The 26,762-nt window shown below is 68.1% G+C and carries 14 protein-coding genes; 10 read left to right on the top strand and 4 right to left on the bottom strand.

The genetic code is table 11. The features are described 5' to 3' along the window. The first annotated feature begins 99 nt into the window (after positions 1–99). From recC to recD, 3 genes are read left to right on the top strand one after another with little or no spacing between them, the layout of a single operon-like run. Positions 100–3,456 carry an exodeoxyribonuclease V subunit gamma gene (gene recC, locus AC3A3Q_RS05550; RefSeq protein WP_487585270.1) on the top strand — a complete coding sequence of 1,119 codons (3,357 nt, stop codon included), beginning with the start codon at positions 100–102 and terminating at the stop codon, positions 3,454–3,456. Beyond that, complete coding sequence (gene recB, locus AC3A3Q_RS05545; protein ID WP_487585269.1) at positions 3,453–7,031, top strand: exodeoxyribonuclease V subunit beta; 3,579 nt, start codon at positions 3,453–3,455, stop codon at positions 7,029–7,031. Before recC ends, recB begins: the two co-directional genes overlap by 4 nt. Further along, entirely contained in the window at positions 7,028–8,881 is a 1,854-nt protein-coding gene (gene recD / locus AC3A3Q_RS05540; RefSeq protein WP_487585268.1) for an exodeoxyribonuclease V subunit alpha, read from the top strand. Before recB ends, recD begins: the two co-directional genes overlap by 4 nt. Positions 8,882–9,002: 121 nt before the next feature. Here the strand turns inward: recD and AC3A3Q_RS05535 are convergent, their stop codons facing one another. After that, positions 9,003–10,085, bottom strand: a complete 1,083-nt coding sequence (locus AC3A3Q_RS05535; RefSeq protein ID WP_487585267.1) for a LysR family transcriptional regulator — start codon at positions 10,083–10,085, stop codon at positions 9,003–9,005. Positions 10,086–10,247: 162 nt separating this feature from the next. Between AC3A3Q_RS05535 and AC3A3Q_RS05530 the strand changes: the two genes are divergently transcribed. From AC3A3Q_RS05530 to folE, 6 genes are all read left to right on the top strand, one after another. Further along, positions 10,248–10,529, top strand: a complete 282-nt coding sequence (locus tag AC3A3Q_RS05530; RefSeq protein ID WP_487585266.1) for a DUF2798 domain-containing protein — start codon at positions 10,248–10,250, stop codon at positions 10,527–10,529. Then, positions 10,526–11,572 carry an SDR family NAD(P)-dependent oxidoreductase gene (locus AC3A3Q_RS05525; protein WP_487585265.1) on the top strand — a complete coding sequence of 349 codons (1,047 nt, stop codon included), beginning with the start codon at positions 10,526–10,528 and terminating at the stop codon, positions 11,570–11,572. The genes AC3A3Q_RS05530 and AC3A3Q_RS05525 overlap by 4 nt, the downstream gene beginning before the upstream one ends. Further along, a complete protein-coding gene (locus tag AC3A3Q_RS05520; protein ID WP_487585264.1) occupies positions 11,569–12,762 on the top strand; it encodes an efflux RND transporter periplasmic adaptor subunit in 1,194 nt (397 codons plus the stop codon). Before AC3A3Q_RS05525 ends, AC3A3Q_RS05520 begins: the two co-directional genes overlap by 4 nt. 116 nt (positions 12,763–12,878) lie before the next feature. Continuing rightward, positions 12,879–16,049: an efflux RND transporter permease subunit gene (locus AC3A3Q_RS05515; protein WP_487585263.1), complete on the top strand. Its 3,171-nt coding sequence runs from the start codon at positions 12,879–12,881 to the stop codon at positions 16,047–16,049. Positions 16,050–16,098: 49 nt separating this feature from the next. Next, on the top strand, positions 16,099–17,607 hold the full coding sequence (locus AC3A3Q_RS05510; RefSeq protein WP_487585515.1) for an efflux transporter outer membrane subunit: 1,509 nt from the start codon (positions 16,099–16,101) through the stop codon (positions 17,605–17,607). A 217-nt stretch (positions 17,608–17,824) separates the two neighbouring features. Continuing rightward, on the top strand, positions 17,825–18,415 hold the full coding sequence (folE, locus tag AC3A3Q_RS05505) for a GTP cyclohydrolase I FolE (protein ID WP_487585262.1): 591 nt from the start codon (positions 17,825–17,827) through the stop codon (positions 18,413–18,415). 69 nt (positions 18,416–18,484) lie between these two features. Here folE and AC3A3Q_RS05500 read toward each other — a convergent pair whose 3' ends face one another. From AC3A3Q_RS05500 to gltB, 3 genes are all read right to left on the bottom strand, one after another. Continuing rightward, the gene (locus tag AC3A3Q_RS05500; protein WP_487585261.1) at positions 18,485–18,874 is read right to left on the bottom strand and encodes an endonuclease domain-containing protein; all 390 of its coding nucleotides are present in this window, start codon (positions 18,872–18,874) and stop codon (positions 18,485–18,487) included. A 173-nt stretch (positions 18,875–19,047) separates the two neighbouring features. Then, positions 19,048–20,538 (bottom strand): FAD-dependent oxidoreductase, encoded by a 1,491-nt coding sequence (locus AC3A3Q_RS05495; RefSeq protein WP_487585514.1) that lies wholly within the window; start codon positions 20,536–20,538, stop codon positions 19,048–19,050. 5 nt (positions 20,539–20,543) lie between these two features. Next, positions 20,544–25,010, bottom strand: a complete 4,467-nt coding sequence (gltB, locus tag AC3A3Q_RS05490) for a glutamate synthase large subunit (RefSeq protein ID WP_487585260.1) — start codon at positions 25,008–25,010, stop codon at positions 20,544–20,546. A 480-nt stretch (positions 25,011–25,490) separates the two neighbouring features. On the opposite strand from gltB, the gene AC3A3Q_RS05485 reads away from it, so the two are divergent. Next, positions 25,491–26,759, top strand: coding sequence for a TCR/Tet family MFS transporter (locus AC3A3Q_RS05485; RefSeq protein ID WP_487585259.1), 1,269 nt, complete (start codon positions 25,491–25,493; stop codon positions 26,757–26,759). Positions 26,760–26,762: the final 3 nt, after the last annotated feature.

The raw sequence follows: 26,762 nt of genomic DNA, 5'->3' as shown, positions 1-26,762 counted from the left end.
GCAGCGGATCGGCAGTGTCGCCGGAGATGGCTGAACGGGAAGCGGGACGGGCATTGTGGCAGGTTCGGCGGGGATGCTCGACCTCTCCAGTCTCAACGCATGCGCCGCCGCTCCGGCAAGATAGTGCCGATGCCCGGCCGCCCCGACTTCCGCCTCTACCATTCCAATGCCCTGGACATCCTGGCGCAGCTGCTCGCGCGGGAACTGCGCAGTCCGGCGCCGGGCCAGTCGCTGCTCGCACCCGACATCGTCCTGATTCCCCAGGTGGCGATGCGGCGCTGGCTGCAGGCGACCCTGGCCCAGACCTATGGCATTGCCGCCAACCTCGAGTTCCTGACGCCAGGCGAATTCGTCCACCGCGCGCTGGACGCCAACGTGCCCGGCACCGACGACGACCTCGATGCCGAGACGCTGCACTGGCACCTGTATGCCGCGCTGGCGGATCCGGCCACGCTGCGGACAGCGGCGCTGCGGCCGCTGCGCGCATACCTGCAGGGCACCGATGCATTGAAGCCGTGGTCGCTGGCCGGCGAGCTGGCGGGCGTGTTCGAGAAGTACCAGGCCTGGCGCCGCGACTGGTTGCTGGCGTGGGAAGCAGGGCACGAGCCGGGCGATCCGCAGGCGGCGTTGTGGCGCCGCGTGGCGGCCGGCGGCGGCCATCGCGCGCAGCGGATTGGCGAGTACCTGCAGCGCTTCGGCGACGAGTCGGGGCCGCTGCCCAAGGGTTTGCCATCGCGCTTGTTCGCCTTCGCCACCTTGAACATGTCGCCCGACGTGCTGCGCGTGATCGCCACGCAGGCCCGTGTCGGCACGCTGCATTTCTATATGCCCAGCCCGACGCGCAGCTACTGGGGCGACCTGCAGACCCTCGCCGAACAGTTGCGAACCGGCGCCGACGATCCCTTTGGCGCGCCGGCGGAGGAGAACCCGCTGTTGCAGGCCTGGGGCGCGGCCGGGCGCGACTTCATCGCCGTGCTTGGCAGCTACGAGGTGGTGCATCCCTCGCACGAGCACGCCCACTACGTCGACCCGGAAGCGGCCGAAGGCGACCGTCCCGAAAACGACTCCTTGCTCGGCCATCTCCAGCGCGACCTGCTGCACCGGCGCGCGCCATCGCCGTGGCGTGAGCAGGTGGATCGCAACGACCCGAGCGTGCAGGTGCATGCCTGCCACACCCGCCTGCGCGAAGTGCAGGTGCTGCACGACCAGCTGCGCGGCCTGCTCGACGACCCGCGCTTCGATCCTCCGTTGCAGCCGCGCGACATCGCCGTGCTCGCGCCTGACATCGACCCCTATATCCCCTGCATCGACGCCGTCTTCGGCGGGCGGGCAGGGCGCGAGGACTTCATCCCGTTCGCGCTGGCCGATGCCAGCCCGCTCGCCGGCGAGCCGCTGGCCGAATTGTTCCTGCGCCTGCTGGCCTTGCCGGTGTCGCGCTTCGGCCTCAATGAAATCCTCGACCTGCTAGCCAGTCCGCCGTTGGCCAATGCCGCCGGGCTCGATGCGCCCGCGCTCGAGCGCCTGCACGGCTGGCTGGAGGAAGCCGGCGTGCGCTGGGGGCTGGACGCGGGCCATCGAGCGCAGCACGACGCACCGCGCGACGATGCCTACACCTGGTCCTTCGCCCTCGACCGCCTGCTGCTCGGCTACGCCAGCGGCAGCGACGAGGACATCGCCGGCATCGCGCCGTGGCCGGAACTGGAAGGCGGCGCAGTCGACGCGCTCGATACGCTCCTGCGCCTGATGCGCGTGCTGGCCCGGCACCAGCGCACGCTGGCCGAGTCGATGCCGCCAGCACAATGGCGCGAGCGCCTGCTCGGTCTGCTCGACGCCTTGTTCCTGAGGCCGCCCGTGGCCGTCGCTGGCCAACGCGCGCTGGAACGGCTGCGCCTGCTGATCGGCGACTTCGCCCAGTCCGCGCAACGCGCCGGCTTCGATGCGCCGGTGCCGGCCGAAGTCGTGCGCGCGCATTTTGCCGCGCGCCTGTCCGAAGCCGATACGCGCGCGCCGTTGCTCACCGGCGGCGTCAGCTTCGGCCGCATGGTGCCGATGCGGCTGCTGCCGTTCCGCGCCATCTGCGTGCTCGGTCTCAACGATGGCGATTACCCGCGACGCGATCCTGCGGCGGGCCTGAACCGCCTGAGTGCCGAACTGGGCACTGCGCATCGTCGCCACGGCGACCGCTCACTGCGTGAGGACGATCGCTTCCTGTTCCTGCAGTTGCTGGCGTCGGCTGGCGACGTGCTGTACCTGAGCTACCAGGGCGCCGACCCGCGCGACGGCAGTCCGCGTGAGCCATCGGTGCTGGTGTCGGAGCTGCTCAATGTCATCGCCGACTACCACGCGCCGGAGGCCGACGCGAAGCAGGCGCTGGTCGTGCGTCATCCATTGCAGCCGTTCGCACCTGCCGCGTTCGGCGACGCCGGCGAACCCCGGCGTTTCAGCTATCGCGACGAATGGCATCCGGCGGCCAATCTTCGCGGCGGCGAGCGTCATGCGCTGATGCCCTGGCTCACCGGCCCGCTGGTCGCGGGTGCAGATGCGGCGCAGGTCACCATGCTCGACAGCCTGCGGCGCTTCCTGTGCGACCCGGCCGGGCAGTTCCTGCGCGAGCGCATGGGCATGCGCCTGCCGGCCGAAGTGGAAGCCGCCGACGACACCGAGCCGCTGTTGCTGCCCGGCGGTGGCTGGTCGCGATCGCTGTTGCAACGGGCGGTGCTCGACGCGTTGCTCGAGCAGCAGACCGAGGGTCTGTACGAACGATTGCTGGCGCGCGCGCTGCTGCCGTCGGGTCCGTTGGGCCGGCGCGAGTTCGAAGCGCTGGTCGGGCAGGCGCGTCCGTACGCGCGGCTCTATTCGGAATGGCGCGGCAGCGAACGCCCACAGGCGCTGACAGTGGAGGACACCATCGACGGAACGGTCCTGCGTGGCCGCATTGAAAACGTCTACGACCACGGTCTCGCCCGCGTCCGCATCGGTGAGCCCAACGGTCCGTCGACGATCCGCGCAGGCCTGGACTGGCTGCTGCTGTGCGCGGCGGAGCAGGGCAGGCCACTGGTGCAGTTCCATGACGACGGCGATGGCGCGCAGCGGTATGAACGTCCGGCGCTGCACCCCGAGCGGGCGCGCGAGGCGCTGCGCCAGCTGTTGCAGCTGCGCATGCAGGGAATGCGCGAAGCGCTCGCATTCGCGCCGTACAGCGGCTGGGCGCTCTACAGCGCGCTGCGCGATGGCATGAGCGAAGAGAAGGCCTGGCAGAAGATGCGCGAGCGCTGGACCGGCGACAGCGGACGAAACTGGGCCGAAGGCGCGGGCGATGCGATCAAGCTGACCCTGCGCGGTCGCGACCTGCTGGCCGAGGACGCACTGCGCGAAGCCTTCGCTGCAAACACCGGGCTGGTGTTCGATGCGGTAACCGCAACCGAGCGCGCGACGGCGCCGGAGACGGGCGCATGAACCTCGCGCTCAACGCCTCCGACCCCTATCTCACGCTGCCCTTGCACGGCGTTCGCCTGATCGAGGCCAGTGCCGGCACCGGCAAGACCTTCACCCTGGCCACGCTGGTCACGCGCCTGATCGTCGAGCGCGACCTGCGCATCGGCACGATCCTGGTGGTGACGTTCACCGAGGCCGCGACGCAGGAGCTGCGCAAGCGCATCCGCGAGCGGCTGGAGCACGCCGCCGCACTGGTGGGTTCGCAGCCCTGCGACGACGAATCGGCCGATGTCGCGCTCACCCGTCGCATCATCGAGGACCACCTGGCCACCAGTGGCGAGACGCGCGAACAGCTGCAGTTCCGCCTCAAGCGTGCGGTGCTGGAAGTCGACCTGGCCGCCATCTTCACCATCCACGGTTTCTGCGCGCGCGTACTGCGCGAGCACGCCCTGGAAAGCGACCAGCCGTTCGACCCGCCGCAACTGCTGACCAGCGACGCCGACCTGCGCGACGCACTCGCTCGCGACCTGTGGCGTGCGATGGCCGCGCACGGCGACGATGCCACGCTGCTGCCGTCGCTGTGGCGCAATCCCGAGGAGCTGGCCAAGGATCTGCCCAACCTGCTGTCGCCGGTGCCGCTGCTGCCCGCGTCGGCACCAGCGGCAGGCCAGGACGGCGCCCGCGATGACGTCGACAGTGCTTTCCGTACGCTCAGGCAGGTCTTCATCGAGCACGGCGACGATGCCCGGCGAAAGATTGAAGACGCGATCGAACAGGCCCTGCTGAACAAGGCCAGCTACAAGCCCGACCACATCCCGCTGCTGTGGAACGCGCTGGAACAGCAGCTGGAGCATGGCGGCCCGTTCGACGACTACCACGAGAAACTGCCCAACCTGCGCCAGGCCACGCTGGTCGAAAAGACCAAGACGGCCCTGCGCGCGCGCTGTCCGCATTCGCCCCTGTTCGTTGCCGTTGGCGATTACCTCGACGCGCGTGCGCGCCACCGCCGTGAACACGACCGGCAGCGAGTGGACCTGCTGCACCGCGTCCGCGACGAGGCACGCCGGCGCCTGCGCGAGACCAAACAGACCCTGCGCCTGCAGACCTACGACGACCTGATCGACGATGTCGCCAACGCGCTCGACAGCGACCATGGCGAGGAACTGGTGCAGCGACTGCGCAAGCAGTACGCGTTCGCACTGGTCGACGAATTCCAGGATACCGACGCGCGTCAGTGGGGGATCTTCGACCGCGTCTTTGGCAAGGCCCGCACCGCAGACGACGACGCGGGCGCACTGTTCCTGATCGGCGACCCGAAGCAGGCCATCTACGGCTTCCGTGGCGGCGACGTGCACACCTACCTGGCCGCCGCCGCGGTCGCCGAGCGGGCACCGCCGCTGGATCGCAACTTCCGTTCGCGACCGGGTGTGCTGCGCGCCATCGAATCGCTGTACGACAACGCCATCGCCGCCGGCGACGCGCCGTTCGTGGTGCCGGGCATCGACTTCCATCCGGTCCATCCCGGCGATCTGCGCCGCGACGAGGACTTCCAGATCGACGGCGCCGCCGCCCCGGCCCTGGTTGTGCGCATGATCGGCCCGGACCGCAACGGTGAGGCCCACAATGCCGAACGTTCGCGCGAACTGGCCACGGATGCCTGCGTCGGTGCCATCCACGACGTCCTGTCGCGCGCCCGCGAGGGCAGGGCGCTGATCGATGGCGAACCGGTTCAACCCGGCGACATCGCAGTACTCGTGCGTCGCCACCACGAGGCCACGCGCATCCAGCGGGCGCTGACTGCAGTCGGCATACCGGCGGTGGCGGCCGGCATGCAGAGCCTGTTCGCCACCGATGAGGCGACCGAGCTGCGCATGCTGTTCGAGGCGCTGCTGCAACCGGCCGACGATGGCCGCCTGCGCACGGCGCTAGCCACGGTGCTGCTGGGCGTGGACGCCGACACCATTGATTCGCTCGAACGCGACGGTCCCGCCTATCGCCAGCACCAGCTCGATGCGATGGCCTGGCGCGAGCGCTGGCAGCGCAGCGGACCGTTCGCACTGGTGTCGGACCTGTGTGCCACGCACGCCGAGCGCCTGCTGGGACTGCTCGATGGCGAGCGTCGCCTGACCAACTACCTGCAGCTGGGCGAGCTGATGCAGGACGCTGATGCGCGTTCGCTCGGCCTTCATGGCCTGGTCGACTGGCTGTGCCGGCGCATCGCCGAAGCTGATTCCAATGTTGAAGCGCAACTGCTGCGCCTGGAATCGGACGCGCAGTGCGTGCAGATCGTCACCCTGCATAAGAGCAAGGGCCTGGAGTACCCGCTGGTGTACCTGCCATTCGTCGCCATCGGAGGGCAGCCGCCCAGCGCGGATCGCTACTGCATCGTCCACGACGGCGACCGCCGACAGCTGCGCTGGAAGATCGACAAGGACGACTCCGAATGGAAGAACGCGGCGACGGAATGGCGCAACGAACAGCTCGCCGAGGATGCACGCCTGCTGTATGTCGGCCTGACACGCGCGGGCCACGCGCTGTGGCTGGCCAGCGGCGAGTTCTATGGCGCAGACAAGACGCGCCTGGCCAAGATGCTCGCCGACACCACGGCACTGCGTGGCAATCCGGACGTGGCCGTCGTCAGCGGCGAGGTCGTCCCGGTCACCTCACCGCTCAACGCAATGCAGACCACCGAAGTGGCCCCGTCGCGGTCGCCGCAGCGCACGATCTCGCGCGACTGGTGGGTCTACAGCTTCACCCAGCTGGCACAGGCCGAGGCCGGAGCCGAAGTGGTCGTCGCGGTCGATGAGCGTGGTGCGGTCGATGAGCCGGCCGAGCCTGAGGCGCGCGCGGACGAGGCAGAAGCCTACGACCCGCGCTTCAGCGGCAGCCGCTTCGGCAACGTGCTTCACGACGCCCTGGAACACACCGATTTCGGCGCCTGGCGCGACTGGAAGGAAGGAGACGTCGCGCCGCCGGGACAAGGCGACGTCCTCGCCGGGGCCTTGCGCGCCGGCGGTTACGCCGACGAGGACGTGGCAGATGGCTCGCTGATCCTGACGCGACTGGCCGGCCACACGCTCACGACGACCTTGCCCGAGGGCGGCCGGCTGTGTGACCTCGCGCCTGGCAATCGCCGCGCCGAAATCGAGTTCCACTTCGCCCTGAAGCCGACGGCGGTCGACGCGCTGATCGACGTGCTGCACGCCGGTGGCGTGGTCGCCACGCGCCAGGGCTTCGGCACGCGTCGTCGTCTCGAAGGCCTGATGACCGGCAAGATCGACTTGACCTACACCGTCGACGGCCGCTGGTACGTGCTCGACTACAAGTCCAACCGGCTGCCGGCCTACGATCGTGCCAGCCTCGACGCCGCGATGGCGCACAGCGAGTACGACCTGCAGGCATTGATCTACACCCTGGCCCTGCACCGCTGGCTGCGCTTCCGCCTCGGCGATGGCTACGACTACGCCCGCGATTTCGGTGGCGTCCGCTACCTGTTCTGCCGCGGATTGCCGGACGGGCAAGGCATCCACGCCCATGCACCCGACCCGGCGCTCGTCGACGCGCTCGACTCTCTCTTCGCCGGAGGTGCGGCATGAGCCTGCTCGATGCGCTGTACCGCGCCGGCGCACTCAACACACTCGACCACGCCTTCGCGCAGAGTCTGCGCCGGCTCGGCCGCCGCGATACCAGCAACGATTTGTTCGGCACCGACACGCCCGACACCGTGCTCGCCGCCGCCGCGCTGGCATCGCAATCGGTGGCGCGTGGCCATGCTGCCTTCGATCCGGCGCAGCCGGCATGGCTGCAGGACGATGCGACCGCCTGGCCCAACGCGAAGGCGTGGCGCGATGCGCTGCAGGGTTCGCAGTGGGTCAGCGAGCCGCAAGCCGACGCGGTTGCCGCCGGCGACCGGCCGCTGGTGTGGGAGAACGGCCTGCTGTATTTGCGACGCTATCGCGAGTACGAGCGGCGCCTTGGCGTTGGCCTCAAGCGCATCGCGGCGGCTCGACCGAAATGCAATGAAGTGGACGGCGTCGCATCGCTGTTCGCCACGCTGTTCCCGCACGCCCGCGACGGCGATCGCCAGGGGCGCGCGGCTGCGCTGGCGCTGCTGCAGTCATTGTTGCTGGTCACCGGCGGCCCGGGCACAGGCAAGACCACGACCATCACCCGCGTGTTGCTGCTGCTGATCGCGCAGGCACGCCACGCCGGCCTGCCACCGCCGCGCATCGCGCTGGCCGCGCCCACCGGGCGTGCCGCCGAACGCATGGCCGAAAGCCTGCGCGCGGCGAGCGCGCAACTTCGCGGCATCGAAGGGATCGACGCCACGTTGTGCGATGGGTTGCCCGAAGCCGCGAGCACGCTGCACCGCCTGCTCGGCACGATTCCCGGCAGCCCGCGCTTCCGCCATGACGCCGGCAATCCGCTGTCGTTCGACGTGATCGTCGTCGACGAAGCGTCGATGGTGGACTTGCCGCTGATGTGCAAGCTGGTCGAGGCCGTCGCCGACGGTGCGCGCCTGATCCTGCTCGGCGATCGTGATCAGCTGCCGTCGATCGAGGCCGGCGACGTGCTCGCCGCCATCACCGATGCAGCGGGCGAGGGCGACGCGTTGCCGGCGTCACTGGCGCAGCGCCTGCAACCCTTGCTTGGCGACATTGCAACGACGCCGTCCGCAGCGACTCCGCTCAGCGGCCACCGCGTGCAGCTGCTTCGCGGCTATCGCCAGTCGCAGTCACTGGACCTGGCGCCGCTGGCGGACGCGCTGCGCGTCGGTGATGCCGATCGCACCAGCGAACTGCTGCGCGGCAACACCTTGGCCGGCATCCACTACCACGAAGGCGTTACCGACCCGCTGCTCGGGCCGCGGCGGGAAACGCTGCTGTCGGTCTGGCGCGGTCTGCTCGAACTAAATGACCCGGTGGTGGCACTGCAGCGCGCCTCGGCCCTGCGCGTGCTGACTGCCTTGCGCGAAGGCGCGCAGGGTGCCGGCGTGCTCAACGCGCGTATCGAAGAAGCGTTGGCCGGCGCCCACCGCGACTCTTACTTCCATGGCCGCCTGCTGCTGGTGACGGAGAACAGTTACCGCCACGGTCTGTTCAATGGCGACATCGGTGTATGCCAGCGCGATGCCAAGGGTCACACCGTGGCCTGGTTCGCCGGTGGCAGTGAAGGCGTGCGCGGCTTCCACCCGGCGGCGTTGCCGGCGCATACCGGCGCCTTCGCGATGACCGTGCACAAGGCGCAGGGCTCGGAGTTCGACACTGTCTGGTTGCTGCTGCCGCGGCAGGATGCGCGGACCTTGTCGCGGGAGCTGTTGTACACGGCGGTGACGCGGGCGCGCAGCGAGCTGCATGTGTGCGCGAGCGAAACGGTGCTGCGCGCCGCGCTGGCAAGGCATGCGGCGCGGGTGTCGGGGTTGGCCTGGCGGCTGCTGCGAGGGTAGACCCCTCTCCCTGGCCGCTGCGCGGCCTGTCCCTCTCCCACAAGGGGAGAGGGTTCATGCACTTCCTTCTCCCCTTGTGGGAGAAGGTGCCCGAAGGGCGGAAGAGGGGAGGCTTTACGCCTCACTCCTCCTCATCAATCTCCGACCCCACCGGCTCCTGCAGCGGCTTGGGCCTGGACTTGGCCTTTGCTTTCGCGGCCGGCAAGCCGGCAACCTTCGCCAGCTCCGCGGTGATCGCTTCGGCAGCCGACTTCTCCGCGGCCTGGTAGCGCGCACGCACGTTCGGGCACAGCACCTGCATGTAGTCGGCGTCGAAGTTGAGTCGCTCGACCAGGAAGTCGACGAATGCACGCACCTTCGGTGATTGCACGCGCCCGCGCGGGAACACCGCGTTGAACTCGTACTCCGGTCCGGTCCAGCCGGCCAGTACGCGTTGCACGTAACCCTGTTCGGCATACGCCTTCACGGTGACGTCGCTGGCCAGCATCAGGCCTTCGCCGCACAACAGCGCGCCACTGAGCGGCGCCGGATCGTTGGCGAGCAGCACCGGGTCGATGCGGTAGTCGATCGTGCGCGTGCCGTCGCTGAGCGGCCAGAAGTACTGGCCGTTGCGGCGTGATTTCGGCATCGCCACGGTGCGGTGGTGGATCAGGTCGTCCGGATGCAACGGTTCGCCGTGACGGGCGATGTAGTTGGGGCTGGCATAGACCTGGGTGCGGAACGTCGCCAGCTTGCGCGCGACCAGGTTGGAGTCGGGCAGGTTGCCCACGCGCAGGGCGACGTCGATTTCCTTGTCGATGATGTCCAGCGCTTCATTGGTCAGCACCATGTCGACGCGCACTTCCGGATGGCGCGCATGGAACTCGCCGAGCAGCGGCGCGATCCAGGTGATGCCGACGGAGTACGGCGCAGTGAAACGCAGCCAGCCGCGCGGGCCGCCCTGCAACTGGCCGACCGCACTTTCGGCTTCGTCGAGTTCGCGCGCGATGCGCTGGCAGTGTTCGAAGTAGATGTTGCCGGCTTCGGTCAGGCCGAGCTTGCGCGTGGTCCGGTGCAGCAACTGCGCACCAAGTCGGGTTTCCAGTTCCTGGACCTTGCGGCTGACCGTGGTCTTGGGCAGCTGCAGGGCGCGGGCGGCGGAGATGAAACTGCCGTGTTCGACCACCCGTACGAAGATCAGGGTGTCATTGAGATCGCGGGCCATGGCGGGGGGCTCCTGAGTGGCGCGCCGGGGGAGGCGGAGGCGGTCCGAGGGGGTTTGGACCGATCACGGGACAATTATTCCCTCAATTACCGGCTAATCAAGTGCCGGTCGGAGGCCTACTCTGTCCCGCAGATTCCCCCAATCCCCTGCTGGCCCCCCGCCATGTTGACTCCCCGCCAAGCCCGTTACGCCTTCTTCCCGCTGATGCTGATCGCCATGACGGCGCTGATCGGCCTGGCCGTGGTCGTTGTCCAGCAGGGCCTGGCAGCGGGCCCGGACGAGTTCTGGATGCTGGCCTGGGTGCTGGCCTTCACCCTGGTCCTGCCCGCGGCGATGCTGGTTCTTCCCATCATCAGTGCAGTCCTGCAGCAGGCGACCCGTCGCGAAACCGTCCCGGTGGCGGGAGAGAAAATCCCGCATTCGGGACATTGGAGCCGGATGTGAAATCCCCGGTCGCCCGTCCTGCCCAGTCGGCATCGGCCCAAAAGCCCTCGGTCGCCCGGACGCCCGTCGTCGTCCTGGGTGCCACAGGCGGAGTCGGCCGCGGCGTGGTCGAGGCCGCGCTCGCGGCCGGCCGGCCGGTGATCGCGGTTGCCCGCGACAAGTCCGGCCTGCAGTGCCTGAAGTCGCACCACGCCAAGAATCCCAGGGCGGACCTCAGCGTGGTGGCCGGCTCGATCAGCAGCGATGCCGATGGCGAGCGCCTGGCCAAGGCGCTGGCCAAGCTCGGACGCCCGATTGGTGGCGTGATCGCGGCCGTCTCGGGCAGCTCCGGTCGCGGTCGCCTGCTCGACCATCCCGCCGCCTACCTGCGCCAGCGACTTGACGAAGACCTGCTGCCACACCTGGCGGCGGCGCGGCACCTGCTGCCGTTGCTGGCCCAGGGCAATCGTGGCGGTACCTATGTGCTGATCGGCGGGCCGGGCGCGGAACAGCCGTGGGCCGGTTACGGCCATCGCTCGATCGCCACCGCGGCGCTGCGCATGCTCGCGCGGGTGCTGCATGAGGAAGCGCGAAGCATCGGCGTTCGCGTGCAGCTGCTGTCGATCGACAGCCCGGTCAGCACCGAGCTCAACCGTGAACATGCCTGTTCGCAATGGCCCAGTGCAATCGCGGTTGGTCAGCGCGCATTGGCCCTTGTCGAGCCGCACAACACGCCGAAGGCGGCGCAGGCGGTGGTTCGTTACGACGATGTGGTGCCAGTCGCTGGCGTCGATGTCGAATCCACCCACGCTGATTCGATTACCTCTCAGGACATTACCTCCGAGGACATTACCTCTCAGGTAACGGACGAACACGAAGTCGAAGCTCAAGCTGACGCTCAAACCGTAACCGGCGTCACCCAGGACCCTGAAGCACTACTGCCATCACGCTGTCTGCAGGACGCGCGCACGCTACTCAGGAACCTGCTTTCACCGAATACGCAATCCCCAAATACCAATAACAACAACCCGCCTTTCCCGAACCAGGAACCTTCTTCGCCATGAGCCCCCGCAAAGCATTGGCCCGCTCCACCTCCGGAGTCCCCGTCCTCGCCCTCGCGGTGAGTCTTCTGTTTGCTGCGGTCATCACGGCTTGCAGCAGCCAGGCCGAGCCCGCCGCCGGCATGCCGCCGCCGCCCGAAGTCAGCGTCGCCCAGGTGCTGAGCAAGCAGGTCAGCGAGTGGGACGATTTCACCGGCCGCGTCACCGCGATCGAAACCGTCGAACTGCGTCCGCGCGTGTCCGGCTACGTCGAGCGCGTGGCGTACAAGGAAGGCCAGGAAGTGAAGAAGGGCGACCTGCTCTTCGTCATCGACCAGCGTCGTTACAAGGCCCAGCTTGACCAGGCCCAGGCCGACCTCGAGCGCGCCCGCGCCGAAGCCCGTCTTGCCCAGACCCAGGATGCGCGTGCGCAGACACTGGTCGAGGCCAAGGCGATCTCGCGTGAAGAGTTCGAGACCCGTCGTGCCGCCACCACCCAGGGCAACGCCGCAGTGCGTGCGGCCGAAGCCGCCGTCGCCAACGCCCAGCTCGACCTGCAGTTCACCCAGGTGCGCTCGCCGATCAACGGTCGTGCCGGCCGCGCCGCGGTCACCGAGGGCAACCTCGCCCAGGCCGATTCGACGCTGCTGACCACGCTGGTCTCGCAGGACCCGGTGTTCGTCTACTTCGAAGCCGACGAACAGAGCTTCCTGCGATACCAGGCGCTCGCCCGCGACGGCAAGCGTGCGCAGTCGCAGAACCCGGTTCGCGTCGGCCTGGCCAATGAGCAGGGCTATCCGCACGAGGGCACGGTCGACTTCACCGACAACCAGGTCGACTCGGCCACCGGCACGATCCGCGCCCGCGCGGTATTGCGCAATCCGGACCGCATCTTCACGCCGGGCCTGTTCGCCCGCGTCCAGCTCGAAGGCAGCAGCAGCGTCAAGGCGATGCTGATCGACGAGAAGGCCGTGCTGACCGACCAGGACCGCAAGTACGTCTACGTGCTCGGCCCGAAGAACGCCGCCACCCGCAAGGATGTGCAGCTCGGTCGCATCGTCGATGGCCTGCGCGTGGTCGATTCCGGCCTGGCGCCGACCGACAAGGTGATCGTGCACGGCGTGCAGAAGGTGTTCTTCCCGGGCATGCCGGTGTCACCGAAGCAGATCGCGATGGGCGCGGCTGCTCCCGAGCTGAAAGTGGCGATGAAGTAAGCGCTGTGCACCTCCCCCTGCCTGGCAGGGGAGAGGGCAAAACGTAGACCCCTTTTGGCGACGCCCATGGCGTCGCCCAGGACTTTGCGGCCTGAAGGCCGCATCAGGAACCCCTCATGGACTTTTCAAAGTTCTTCATCGACAGACCGATCTTCGCCGCCGTGCTGTCGATCGTGATCTTCGCCGCCGGCCTGATCGCCATCCCGATCCTGCCGATCAGCGAATACCCGGAAGTGGTGCCGCCGTCGGTCGTCGTGCGCACCGTGTACCCGGGCGCCAACCCGAAGGTGATCGCCGAAACCGTGGCCACGCCATTGGAAGAAGCGATCAACGGCGTCGAGGACATGATGTACATCAAGTCCGTCGCCGGCTCCGACGGCGTGCTGCAGATGACAGTCACCTTCCGTCCGGGCACCGATGCCGACGATGCGGCCGTGCGCGTGCAGAACCGCGTCGCGCAATCGCTCGCGCGCCTGCCCGAAGACGTGCGCCGACAGGGCGTGACCACGCAGAAGCAGTCGCCGACGTTCCTGATGGTGGTGCACCTGACTTCGCCTGACGGCAAGTACGACACGCTGTACCTGCGCAACTACGCCCGCCTGCACGTCAAGGACGCGCTCGCCCGCATCCAGGGCGTCGGCGACGCGCAGATCTTCGGCGGTGGCGACTACGCCATGCGCGCCTGGCTCGACCCGGACAAGATCGCCTCGCGCGGCCTCACCGCCGGTGACGTCGTGCGCGCGATGCGCGAGCAGAACGTGCAGGTCTCGGCCGGCCAGCTCGGCGCCGAGCCGATGCCCAACAGCGACTTCCTGACCCTGATCAACGCCCAGGGTCGCCTGCGCACCGTCGAGGAGTTCGGCCAGGTCGTGCTCAAGAGCGGTGCCGACGGCGAGATCGTGCGTCTGTCCGACGTCGCGCGCCTGGAACTGGGCGCCGGCGATTACACGCTGCGCTCGCAGCTCGACGGCAAGAGCGCGGTCGGCATCGGCATCTTCCAGGCGCCGGGCGCGAATGCGCTCGAGATCCAGGAGAAGGTGATCTCGTCGATGGACGAGATGTCCAAGCGCTTCCCGGCCGGCGTCAAGTACGAGGCCGTGTACGACACGACCATCTTCGTGCGTGACTCGATCAAGGCCGTGGTGACCACGCTGCTGGAAGCCATCGCGCTGGTGGTACTGGTGGTGATCCTGTTCCTGCAGACCTGGCGCGCCTCGATCATTCCGCTGATCGCCGTGCCGGTGTCGGTCGTGGGCACGTTCGCCGCGCTCTACCTGCTCGGATTCTCCATCAACACCTTGAGCCTGTTCGGCCTCGTGCTCGCCATCGGCATCGTGGTCGATGACGCGATCGTGGTCGTGGAGAACGTCGAGCGAAACATCGAGGAAGGCCTGTCGCCGATGGATGCGGCGCACCAGGCGATGAAGGAAGTGTCCGGCCCGATCGTGGCGATCGCGCTGGTGCTGTGCGCGGTGTTCGTGCCGATGGCGTTCCTGTCGGGCGTGACCGGCCAGTTCTACAAGCAGTTCGCTGTAACCATCGCCATCTCGACGGTGATCTCGGCGATCAACTCGCTGACCCTGTCGCCGGCCCTGGCCGCGCGCCTGCTCAAGCCGCACGGCGCGCCGAAGGATGCACCGTCGCGCCTGATCGACCGCGCCTTTGGCTGGGTGTTCCGTCCGTTCAACCGCTTCTTCAACTCCAGCTCCAACAAGTACCAGGGCGCCGTCTCGCGCACGCTCGGTCGTCGCGGTTCGGTGTTCGCGGTCTATGCGGTGCTGCTGGTCGCCACCGGCCTGATGTTCAAGGTCGTGCCGGCCGGCTTCATCCCGATCCAGGACAAGCTGTACCTGATCGCCGGCGTCAAGCTGCCGGAGGGTTCGTCGATCGCCCGTACCGATGAGCTGCTGAAGAAGGTCAGCGACATCGCCATGAGCACCGACGGCGTGGCGCATTCGATCGCGTTCCCGGGCCTCAATGCCCTGCAGTTCACCAACACGCCCAACACCGGCGTGGCGTTCTTCCCGCTCAAGCCGTTCAACGAGCGCAACGGACGCACTGCCGAGCAGATCAACGCCGAGATCAACCACAAGATCGCCGGGCTGCAGGAAGGTTTCACCTTCTCGTTCATGCCGCCGCCGATCCTCGGCCTCGGTAACGGTTCGGGCTACCAGTTGTTCATCGAGGACCGCGGCAACCTGGGCTACGGTGCGCTGCAGAACGCGGTGAACTCGTTCCAGGGCGCCGTGTCGCAGACGCCCGGCATGGGCTTCCCCATCAGCAGCTACCAGGCCAACGTGCCGCAGCTCGACGCCGAGGTGGATCGCGTCAAGGCCAAGGCACAGGGCGTGCCGCTGACAGAGTTGTTCGACACGCTGCAGACCTATCTTGGCTCGGCCTACGTCAACGACTTCAACCAGTTCGGCCGTACCTGGCAGGTGATCGCCCAGGCCGACGGCTCGTACCGCGACAGCGTCGAGGACATCGCCAACCTGCGTACCCGCAATGACCGTGGCGAGATGGTGCCGATCGGTTCGATGGTGACCATCAAGCAGACCTACGGTCCCGACCCGGTGCTGCGCTACAACGGTTACCCGGCGGCCGACCTGGCCGGCGAAGCCGACCCGCGCATGCTGTCGTCGGCGCAGGCCATGGGCCAGCTCGAGGAAATCGCCGCCAAGGTGCTGCCCAACGGCATGAGCCTGGAGTGGACCGACCTGAGCTTCCAGCAGGCCACGCAGGGCAACGCCGCACTCGTCGTGTTCCCGCTCGCCATCCTGCTCGCCTTCCTGGTGCTGGCGGCGCTGTATGAAAGCTGGACCCTGCCGCTGGCGGTGATCCTGATCGTGCCGATGTGCATGCTCTCGGCCCTGGCCGGCGTGTGGCTCACCGGTGGCGACAACAACGTGTTCGTGCAGGTCGGCCTGGTCGTGCTGATGGGCCTGGCGTGCAAGAACGCGATCCTGATCGTCGAGTTCGCCCGTGAACTGGAAATGCAGGGCAAGAGCATCGTCGAAGCCGCGCTGGAAGCCTGCCGCCTGCGTCTGCGCCCGATCGTGATGACCTCGATCGCGTTCATCGCCGGCACCGTTCCGCTGGTGCTCTCGCACGGCGCTGGCGCCGAGGTCCGTTCGGCCACCGGCATCACCGTGTTCGCCGGCATGCTCGGCGTGACCCTGTTCGGCCTGTTCCTGACGCCGGTGTTCTACGTCGCCCTTCGCAAGATGGTGCACAAGACGCCGAAGTGGGTGAGCGAGCAGAGCTCGATTGGGAAGGCGCATGCGTAAGCCGACCAGCACCGCCCTGATTCGTAATGAGGATCCCATCGTGCAAGCCATGCAACCGCAAGGATTGACCGTCGCCGCAGTCGCCAAGGTGTTCGCGCCGTCGCTGCTGGCGCTCGCGCTGGCCGCGTGCGCGGTCGGCCCGGACTACGTGCGGCCGGACGTGCCCACGCCGGCGGCGTTCGCCCGCGACGAAGCCGCCTCCGCCGGCACCACGGCGACGGGTGGCGGTGATGCCGCCGTCGCCCAGGAAGCCAGCCCGCAGGCCAACGCCGAGTTCTGGACCAGCTTCAACGACCCGCTGCTGACGCGGCTGGTCGAGGAGTCGCTGACCGCCAACCACGACCTGCGCATCGCACTGGCCAGCTACGACCGTTCCAACGCGCTGCTGCGCAACGCCAAGCTCGACCGCTTCCCGACCGTGACCGCCAGTGCCACCGGCACTGACTCGCGCGCGAGTTCGGATCAGGCGCCGGGCGTGAGCCGCAACGATCGCGACGGCGAGAGCTACAACGTGCAGGCCGATGCCAGCTGGGAACTCGACCTGTTCGGTCGCGTTCGCCGCAATGTCGAGTCGCAGCGCGCCGAGGTGTGGGCCGCCGCGTCCGACCTGGACGCATTGCAGGTAGCGATCGTCGGTGAAGTGGCGCGCACGTACGTCGAGCTGCGCGGTCTACAGGAACGACTGCGCGTCGCCCGCGACAACTCGGAGAACCAGCGCGAAACCCTGCGCCTGGTGCAGGCGCGATTCGATGCCGGTCGCGGCACCGAGTTCGACACCTCGCGTGCCCGTGCCCAGCTCGAAGCGACCCTGTCGCGCGTGCCGAACCTGGAAGCGCAGGTGGCAGTGAGCATGCACCGGCTCGCCGTGCTGACCGGCAAGACGCCCGAAGCGCTGATTGCCGACCTGACGCCGCAGCAAGCGCTGCCGACGCTGCCGGCACGTCTCGACCCCGGTACGCCGGGCGACCTGCTGCGCAACCGTCCGGACGTGATCGCCGCGGAGCATCGTCTGCATGCCGCCACGGCGAAGATCGGCGTGGCCACCGCCGACCTGTTCCCGCGCTTCACGCTGTTCGGACTGATCGGCAGCCAGGCGATCGACACCGGCGCGCTGTTCGAACGTGAAAGCGAGACGCGCCTGGTCGGACTGGGCATCGACTGGTCGTTCCTCGACATCGGCCGGGTGCGTGCGCGCATTGCCGCGGCCGATGCCGACGCCGCCGGCGACCTGGCCCGCTACGAGCAGGCCGTACTGCTGGCGCTGGAGGACACCGAGAACGCGCTGGTGCGCTACTCGCGTGCCCGCGTCGAGGACCAGCACCTGGAGCAGGCCGCGATCGACAGCGCCACCGCGGCACGACTGGCGCGAGTGCGCTACGAAGCCGGTGCCGCCGACCTGTTCGAAGTGCTGGATGCCGAGCGCACCCAGCTGGTCGCCCAGGAAGCGTTCGCCGACGGCCGCACCCGCAGCGTCACTGGCGCGGTCGCGCTGTACAAGGCGCTGGCCGGTGGCTGGCCGACCCGCGTGCCGCTTCGCGAGGACGTCGCCAAGCGCTGAGACAACAGGTTCCCCCCATCCAACCCGACGGCCGGTGGCGGCACGCTTTCCCCTCCCTCGAGCGTGACGTCATCGGCTGATCGGCGCGGACCACCGCATTCCGCAGGCTCCTCGCAGCCTTTTGCTTGCCGCAGGGGTCTCATCCCGTCCCTGCGGCATTTTTTTATCCTCTCCACCCCGGTGGAGTAGCATTTGCGTCCCCCACAGGAGCCGCGCCATGGCCGACAACGACAAGCCGTCCCGCGAACAGGCCGAAGCGGCCGTGCGCACCCTGCTGCGCTGGGCCGGCGACGACCCGGAACGCGAAGGCCTGCTCGACACGCCCAAGCGGGTGGCCAAGGCGTACACGGACTGGTTCAGCGGCTACGCCGAGGACCCGGCCGATTACCTTAAGCGCACCTTCGAGGAAGTCGAGGGTTACGACGAGATGATCGTGCTGCGCGACATCGAGTTCGAGAGCCACTGCGAGCACCACATGGCGCCGATCATCGGCAAGGCGCACGTCGGGTACCTGCCTGATGGCAAGGTCGTCGGCATCAGCAAGCTTGCGCGCGTGGTGGAGACCTATGCGAGGCGGTTGCAGGTGCAGGAGAAGATGACCGCGCAGATCGCGCAGGTGATCCAGGATGTGTTGCAGCCGCGCGGTGTGGGCGTGGTGATCGAGGGCGCGCACGAGTGCATGACCACGCGCGGGGTGCACAAGCGCGGGGTGAGCATGATTACGTCGAAGATGCTGGGGAGCTTCCGCGAGGATGCGCGGACGCGGGCGGAGTTCTTGCAGTTTATTGATGTGGGGCCGGGGCGCTGACGCGCCTTCCCCCTCTCCCTGGCCGCTGACGCGGCCTGTCCCTCTCCCACAAGGGGAGAGGGCAATGCACTACCCTCTCCCCTTGTGGGAGAGGGAAAGCCGCCGAAGGCGGCGAGGGAGAGGGCTGTGCAACTCGGCCCAGATGACCTCAAGCACCAGTTCGGTGCCGGCCAACACCTCATCATTCCAGAACCGCAGCACGCGGAAGCCCTGTGACTCCAGCCAGGCGGTCCGAGACTGGTCGTACGGCATTGCATCGAGATGCTGGCTGCCATCGATCTCCACGATCAGCTTCCGCGAGAAGCAGACGAAGTCGACGATGAAGCGGCCCAGTGGCTGCTGACGCTTGAACTTGAAACTGCCGAAGCGACGGGCGCGCAAATGACGCCACAAGCGAGCCTCGGCTTCGGTCTGCTCGACGCGCATCCTTTTCGCGTGCGTGAGCAATCGATCTGACATCAGGCGCTCCTTGCCCGGCTACCCCTCTCCCGACGCGCTCCGCGCGTCGACCTCTCCCACAAGGGGAGAGGTGAAAAGCTAACCCCGAGGTCCCGTCAGCGTCCGTCAGGCTCCTCCCTCTCCCCTTGTGGGAGAGGGACAGGCCGCGAACGCGGCCAGGGAGAGGGGCACCCTCACCCCATTAGCAACTTCACAATCCCCGCAGCCGCCTCGCGCCCCTCATACGCCGCCGTCACCACCAGATCCGCCCCGCGCACACTGTCGCCACCGGCGAACACGCGCGCATTGGCCGTCTGGAACGGCAACCCGGCACCATCGGCAACCTTATTCCGCGACCCGCAGCCCGAAGCCGCCGCCTGCACGCGAATCCTTCCGTTGCCCTCCAGCTCGATCCCATGCGCCGACAGCCACTCCGGCGGATCGGGCTGGAAGCCAAACGCGATGATCACCACGTCCGCTGCCAGCACCGATTCACTGCCGGCGACGATCTCGGCATTGCGACGACCCTGCGCATCCGGCGCGCCCAGTTGCGTCTCGGCCACGCGCACGCCGGTGACGTCACCGTCCTCGCCGAGCAACGCCAGCGGCTGCCGGTTGAAGAGGAACTGCACGCCTTCCTCGCGCGCGTTGGCCACTTCGCGCGCCGAGCCGGGCATGTTGGCTTCGTCTCGACGATAGGCGCAGGTCACGCGCGACGCCCCCAGGCGAACCGCGCTGCGCACGCAGTCCATGCCGGTGTCGCCGCCGCCGAGCACGACCACGCGCTTGCCGCGCAGGTCGGGCAGCGCGACGTGGTCTTCCCAGCCGGCGATCGGCTTGCCGTCGACTTCATTCTCGCCATGCACCAGGCGCCCGTTCTGCACCAGGAACGGCAATGCAGGCAGTACGTTGCGCAGGTCCTGGCCCGGCAGGCCGCCATCGGTGTAGCGATAGCTGCCCAGGCCGAGGAACACCGCATCGAACTCCGCCAGCAGCGTGTCCAGGCCAATGTCGCGGCCGATCTCTACGCCGAGGCGGAACTTCACGCCCATGCCTTCCAGCACGTCGCGGCGCGTGGCCATCACCGACTTGTCGAGCTTGAAGCTGGGGATGCCGAAGTGCAGCAGGCCGCCGATCTGTTCGTAGCGGTCGAACACGGTCGCTTCGATGCCGGCGCGGGCCAAGCGATCCGCGCACGACAGGCCCGCGGGACCCGCGCCGATCACCGCCACGCGCTTGCCGGTGGCGACGACGCGCGAGAGATCCGGTCGCCAGCCATCAGCCAGCGCACGGTCGGCGATGTACTTCTCTACGGCGCCGATGGTGACCGCGCCAAAGCCGTCGTTGAGCGTGCAGCTGCCTTCGCACAGTCGGTCCTGCGGGCAGACGCGTCCGCACACTTCCGGCAGCGGGTTGGTCTCGTGCGCCAGCGCGGCGGCTTCGTGGATGCGGCCTTCGCGCGCCAGCTCCAGCCAGTTCGGGATGTAGTTGTGCAGCGGGCACTTCCACGCGCAATACGGGTTGCCACAGTCGAGGCAGCGGCTGGCCTGATGCTTGGCCTCGGCCTCGCCGAAGCGGCCATAGAGTTCGTTCCAGTCGCCGCTCTGGCGCAGCTCCAGCGGGATCCGTTCCGGCATCTGCCGGGGGGTCTCGCGGAAAGCGAACACGGGCTTCTTTGCGTCCATCTTGCTCACGCTGCCCTCCGCAGATTCTCGGCGAGCGACTCAAGGCTCGCAGCCTTCGGCTTCACCAGCCAGAACTTGCCCAGGTAGTCGCGCATCTCGTCGAGGATGCGCTGCGCCCAGGCGCTGCCGGTCAGTCGAATATGCGACTCGAGCAGTTCGCGCAGGTGCGAGCGGTGGTTCTCGAAGCCGTCTGCGGCGATGCGCAGGATGTCGATGAGCTCGTGGTTGTAGCGGTCGACGAAGTCGCGCTCGGTGTCGAGCACGTAGGCCATGCCGCCGGTGAAGCCGGCACCGAAGTTGAGGCCGGTGCGGCCAAGCACGGCAACCACGCCGCCGGTCATGTACTCGCAGCAATGGTCACCGGCGCCTTCGACCACGGCCGTCGCACCGGAGTTGCGCACGGCGAAACGTTCACCGGCACGACCTGCTGCATAGAGTTCGCCGCCGGTGGCGCCATACAGGCAGGTGTTGCCGAGGATCGGCGTTTCGTGGGCGACATAACGCGCGCCCTGCGGCGGCCGGATCACGATGCGTCCGCCGGCCATGCCCTTGCCGACGTAGTCGTTGGCTTCGCCATTGAGTTCGAAGTGCAGGCCGCCGGCGTTGAAGGCGCCGAAGCTCTGTCCGGCGGTGCCGTCGAAGCGCAGTGTCAGCGGCGTATCGCTCATGCCGCGATCGCCGTGCACGCGCGCGATGCGCCCGGACAGGCGCGCACCGATGCTGCGGTCGGTGTTGCGGATGGCGTGGCGATACTCGCCGCCGCGCTTGTGGTCAATCGCGTCCGCCAGCTCGGCATCGAGTCGGGCGGCGAGGCCTTCCGGCTCCGCAGCCGGTTGTGGCGCGCCGCAGTGGCCGCCATGCGCAAGGCCGGTGCCGGCCAGCAGCGGTGCCAGGTCGAGGCCGTGCTGGCGACCGCTGTCGCCGTCGACCTGGCGCAGCAGGTCGGTACGGCCAACCAGCTCGCCCAGCGTGCGCACGCCCAGTTGCGCCAGCCACATACGCACTTCCTCGGCGAGCAGGCGGAAGAAGTTCTCGACGCGTTCAGGCAGGCCAGTGAAGTGGTCGCGGCGCAGCGCGTCGTCCTGCGTGGCCACGCCGGTGGCGCAGTTGTTGAGGTGGCAGATACGCAGGTACTTGCAGCCCAGCGCGATCATCGGCGCGGTGCCGAATCCGAAGCTTTCGGCGCCGAGCAGCGCGGCCTTGATCACGTCCAGGCCACTCTTCAAGCCGCCGTCGGTCTGCAGGATCACGCGCTCGCGCAGGTCGTTGGCGATCAAGGCCTGCCGCGCTTCCGACAGGCCCAGCTCCCACGGCGTGCCGGCGTAGCGGATCGACGACAGCGGGCTGGCACCGGTGCCGCCGTCGTGGCCGGAGATCGTCACGAGGTCGGCACCGGCTTTGGCCACGCCGGTCGCGATGGTGCCGACGCCGGCATGCGAGACCAGCTTCACCGACACCAGCGCCTGCGGATTGACCTGCTTGAGGTCGAAGATCAGCTGCGCGAGATCCTCGATCGAATAAATGTCGTGGTGCGGCGGCGGCGAGATCAGGCCGATGCCGGGCATCGCGTAGCGCAGTCGCGCAATCAGCTCATTGACCTTGTGACCGGGCAGCTGACCGCCTTCGCCGGGCTTGGCACCCTGGGCGATCTTGATCTGCAGCACCTCGGCGTTGACCAGGTACTCGGGCGTGACGCCGAAGCGGCCCGAAGCGATCTGCTTGATCTTGCTGACCTTGTCGGTGCCGTAACGCACCGGGTCCTCGCCACCTTCGCCGGAATTGCTGCGGCCGCCGAGGCGGTTCATCGCGATCGCCAGTGCTTCGTGCGCTTCCGGCGACAACGCGCCCAGGCTCATCGCCGCAGAGTCGAAGCGGCGGACGATCGCCGACACTGGCTCGACGTCGTCGATGGAGATGGGCGTCGCCGACGATGCATCGACATCGAGCAGGTCGCGCAGCGCCGCGGTCGGTCGCTCGTTGACCGCTTCGGCGTAGCTCTGCCAGTCGTTCCAGTCGCCCGTCGTCACCGCGCGCTGCAGGCGCGTGACGACGTCGGGATTGAAAAGGTGGTACTCGCCACCGGGCGTGTACTTGAGCAGGCCGCCGATGGCGGGCAGGGCGTTGACGTTCCAGGCGTGGTCGGCGAGCTGGACGGCATCGGCATGCAGGTCATCGAAGCCGGCACCGCCGATACGCGACGGCGTGCCGGCGAAGCACAGGTCGACCACTTCGCGGTCGAGGCCGACGATCTCGAACAGGCGCGCACCGCGGTAGCTGCCGATGGTGCTGATGCCCATCTTCGAGATGATCTTGAGCAGGCCCTTCTTGATGCCGCGCCGGTAGCTGCGGCCGATCTGCGCGACCTCGCCGTGCTTGGTCTTGAGGATGCCGCGCACGCCCAGGTCGTGCAGCGTCTGGTAAGCCAGGTACGGGTACACCGCGGTGGCACCGAAGCCGAGCAGGCAGGCGAAGTGGTGCGGATCGCGCGCGGTGCCGGTCTCGATGATCAGGTTGGATTCGCAGCGGATACCGGCGCGGGCCAGGTGCTGGTGAACCGCACCGGTGGCGAGCAGCGCGTGCGCCATCAGGCGGTCGGGCTGTGGGTAACGGTCGCTGAGCACCAGCAGTACCTTGCCCTCGCGCGTGGCGGCCTCGGCTTCGGTGCAGATGCGTTCGAGCGCGGCCTTGAGGCCTTCTTCCGGCGCGTAGTGCAGGTGGATCAGCGCATGAGACTCGTCGTACGGCGCCATCGCCAGCAGCTGGCGCAACTTGCGCTGCGACAGCACCGGCGAGTTGAGATGGACGTGGCCGACGTTGCCCGGGCCGTCGGCGAAGACGTTGCCCTCGCGGCCGAGCTGCGTCGCCAGCGACATCACGCAGTCCTCGCGCAACGGATCGATCGGCGGGTTGGTGACCTGGGCAAAGGCCTGGCGGAACTGGTCGTACAGCGGACGCACCTGCTGGCTAAGCACCGCCATCGGCACGTCGTCGCCCATCGAGCCGATGCCTTCCTGCTCGGTCTCGGCGAGCGGACGCAGCACCTGCTCGCGTTCCTCGCGGGTCAACTGGAACAGCTTCTGGAAGGCCGACAGCGTCTCGGCGTCGAACGGCTCAGCCGCCAGCTGCGGGTCGATCAGCTCGGTCTGCAGGTAGGTCATGCCCTGCTTGAGCCAGCGCTTGTACGGCGCGCGTGCGCGGTTGATGCGGTCGATCGCGTCGGAGTCGAGCAGCTCGCCGAGATAAAGGTCGGCGGCGATCATCTCGCCCGGGCCGAGCTTGCCCTTGGCTTCGATCTCCTCGGCCGGGAGTTCCCACACACCGGCTTCGGAGGCAATCAGGAAGTGGCGGTCGCGCGTCCGCAGCCAGCGCGCCGGGCGCAGGCCGTTGCGGTCGAGCGTGCAGGCGGCGTAGCGGCCGTCGACGGTGACGATGCCGGCCGGGCCGTCCCACGGCTCGGTGTTGAGCGCGTAGTACTCGTAGAACGCGGCGAGGTCGGCGTCCTTGTATTCCAGCGACTGCGTGGCCGGCGGAATCAGGATCCGCATCGCCTTGAGCAGGTCCATGCCGCCGGCCTGGAGCAGCTCGAGCATGTTGTCGAGCGACTGCGAGTCGGAGCCGTCGGTGGAGATCACCGGGTCGAACTCGGTCAGGTCCAGCGCTGGCGTGTGCCAGGCATGCACGCGCGCCTGCGCCCAGGCACGGTTGCCGGCGATGGTGTTGATCTCGCCGTTGTGCGCCAGCAGGCGGAACGGCTGCGCCAGCGGCCAGCGCGGCGTGGTGTTGGTGGAGAAGCGCTGGTGGAACACCACGACGCTGGCGGTCAGGTCGGCTCGCTGCAGGTCCGGATAAAGCTGGGCGAGTCGATCGGGCAGGACCATGCCCTTGTAGCCGATGCTCGCCGCCGACAGGCTGACCACATAGAAGTCGGCCAACTCGCGCAGAGCCTGCTCGGCGCGGCGCCGGGCGAGGAACAGCGAGCGCTGGAAGATCGCCGCATCGAATGCACCGGCGGGCTTGACGAAGATCTGCTCGATGCGCGGCATGGTGCGCTTGGCGAGTTCGCCGCAGGCGCTGGTGTCGACCGGGACGACGCGCCAGCCTGCGACGTCGACGCGTTCGCGCTGCAGCTGTGCGTTGAGCGTGTCGCGCGCTCGTGCAGCGTCGGCTTCGTCATGCGGCAGGAACACCAGGCCCGATGCGTAGTGCGAACCGAGCGCGATGCCGGCTTCGCGTGCGAGCGCGCGCAGGAAGGCATCGGGCTGGCGGATGAGCAGGCCGCAGCCGTCGCCGCTGAGGCCGTCGGCGGCGATGCCGCCGCGATGGGTCATGCGTACCAGCGCATCGATGGCGCGATCGACGATCGCACGGCTCGGGGCATCGTCGAGCTGCGCGATCAGTCCGAAACCACAGGCGTCCCGCTCGTCGCGGGGGTCGTAAAGACCGACTGGGCCGGTGCGGTACTGCTGCTCCATCGTTACTCCGTCGCTGTACTGGCAGCTTGAAATCGTTGGACAACGAAACCTGGCTCGCAGCGACGGGGCATGACGGTCCGCTCGCGCAGTCCGGCCTGCCTTGACACTGTTTCATCCGAATAAAGCACAAATTGTGCGATGCGGCAATTTGCGCGATACGCATGCGGACTGTCACCGGCGTGGAGGCGCTAAGGCATTGAAGGTGCTGGGGAATTTCGCCAGTAACCGGGTGATTTTGGTAACGCTTGAAACCAATGTTTTCGGCAGTGCGCGGCGCTGTCTGATGGACATGGCGCATCACGTCCCTCACGTCATCCCGGCTTTCGCCGGGATGACGAGCGGGGGGCTGGGACGGTGTGGGCCTGGATCCCGGCGTGCGCCGGGATGACGTGAGGGGCGGGATGACTTGAGGGCCGGGAGGACGGTGCGTCGCCGGGATAAACTCTGCTCATTCCCGACACACGCCCCTGCGGCCCATCCGTGACCGATACGATTCCTGCCGGCGGCGCTCGCCGTAGCGCCGCGCTCGCCTTCATTTTCGTCACCATCCTGATTGACGTGCTCTCGTTCGGGCTGATCATTCCGGTGCTGCCGCACCTGATCGAGCAGTTCGCCGGCGGTGACACCGCGCACGCGGCTTACTGGGTGGCGGCGTTCGGCTTCCTGTTCGCGGCGATCCAGTTCGTGACCTCGCCGATCCAGGGCGCACTGTCGGACCGCTTCGGCCGCCGGCCGGTGATCCTGATCTCGTGCCTGGGACTGGGCCTGGATTTCGTGTTCATGGCGCTGGCGCCGTCGCTGGCCTGGTTGCTGGTGGGCCGCATCATTTCCGGCATCACCTCGGCCAGCTTCACCACCGCCAATGCCTACGTCGCCGACGTCACCCCGGCCGACAAGCGCGCCAAGAGCTACGGCCTGCTCGGCGCGGCGTTCGGTGTGGGCTTCATCGTTGGTCCGCTGATCGGCGGGCAGCTGGGCGAAATCGACCTGCGCCTGCCGTTCTGGTTCGCCGCCGGCCTGGCGCTGGTCAACTTCTGCTACGGCTGGTTCGTGCTGCCCGAGTCGCTGTCGAAGGAAAAGCGCAGTGCGCGCTTCGACTGGTCGCATGCCAATCCGCTCGGCTCGCTGGTGCTGCTCAAGCGCTACCCGCAGGTGTTCGGGCTGGCCGCGGTGGTGTTCATCGCCAACCTCGCCCACTACGTCTATCCGAGCGTGTTCGTGCTGTTCGCCGACTACCAGTACCAGTGGGGTCCGCGCGAGGTCAGCTACGTGCTGGCAATCGTGGGTGTACTCAATGTGATCGTGCAGGCCGGACTGGTTGGCCGCATCGTGCATGCGATCGGTGAGCGCCGCGCGCTGATCATCGGCCTGTGCTTCGGCGCGGTCGGATTCGCCATCTACGGCTTCGCCAATGTCGGCTGGGTGTTCCTGATCGGCCTGCCGATCTCGGCGATCTGGGGCCTGGCAGCACCGTCGACGCAGGCGCTGATCACGCGCCAGGTCGGCGCCGACGTGCAGGGCCGCATCCAGGGTGCGCTGATGAGCCTGGTGAGCCTGGCCGGCATCATCGGCCCGGCGGTGTTCGCCGGCAGCTTCGGCTATTTCATCGACGACCGCGCACCGGTGCACCTGCCGGGCGCGCCGTTCCTGATCGCCTCGGTGCTGTTGTTCGTCGCGGTGGGTATCGCCTGGCGCTACGCGCGCGTGCCGGGCCAGGCCGCACCGGTGGCGGCGGCCGAGGCGGGCTGAGGC

It is taken from the genome of Lysobacter sp. Soil_C_59, from assembly GCF_057656415.1.
Note: the sequence above shows the minus strand (reverse complement) of the source record. Positions and strands in the feature narration are given on the sequence as shown.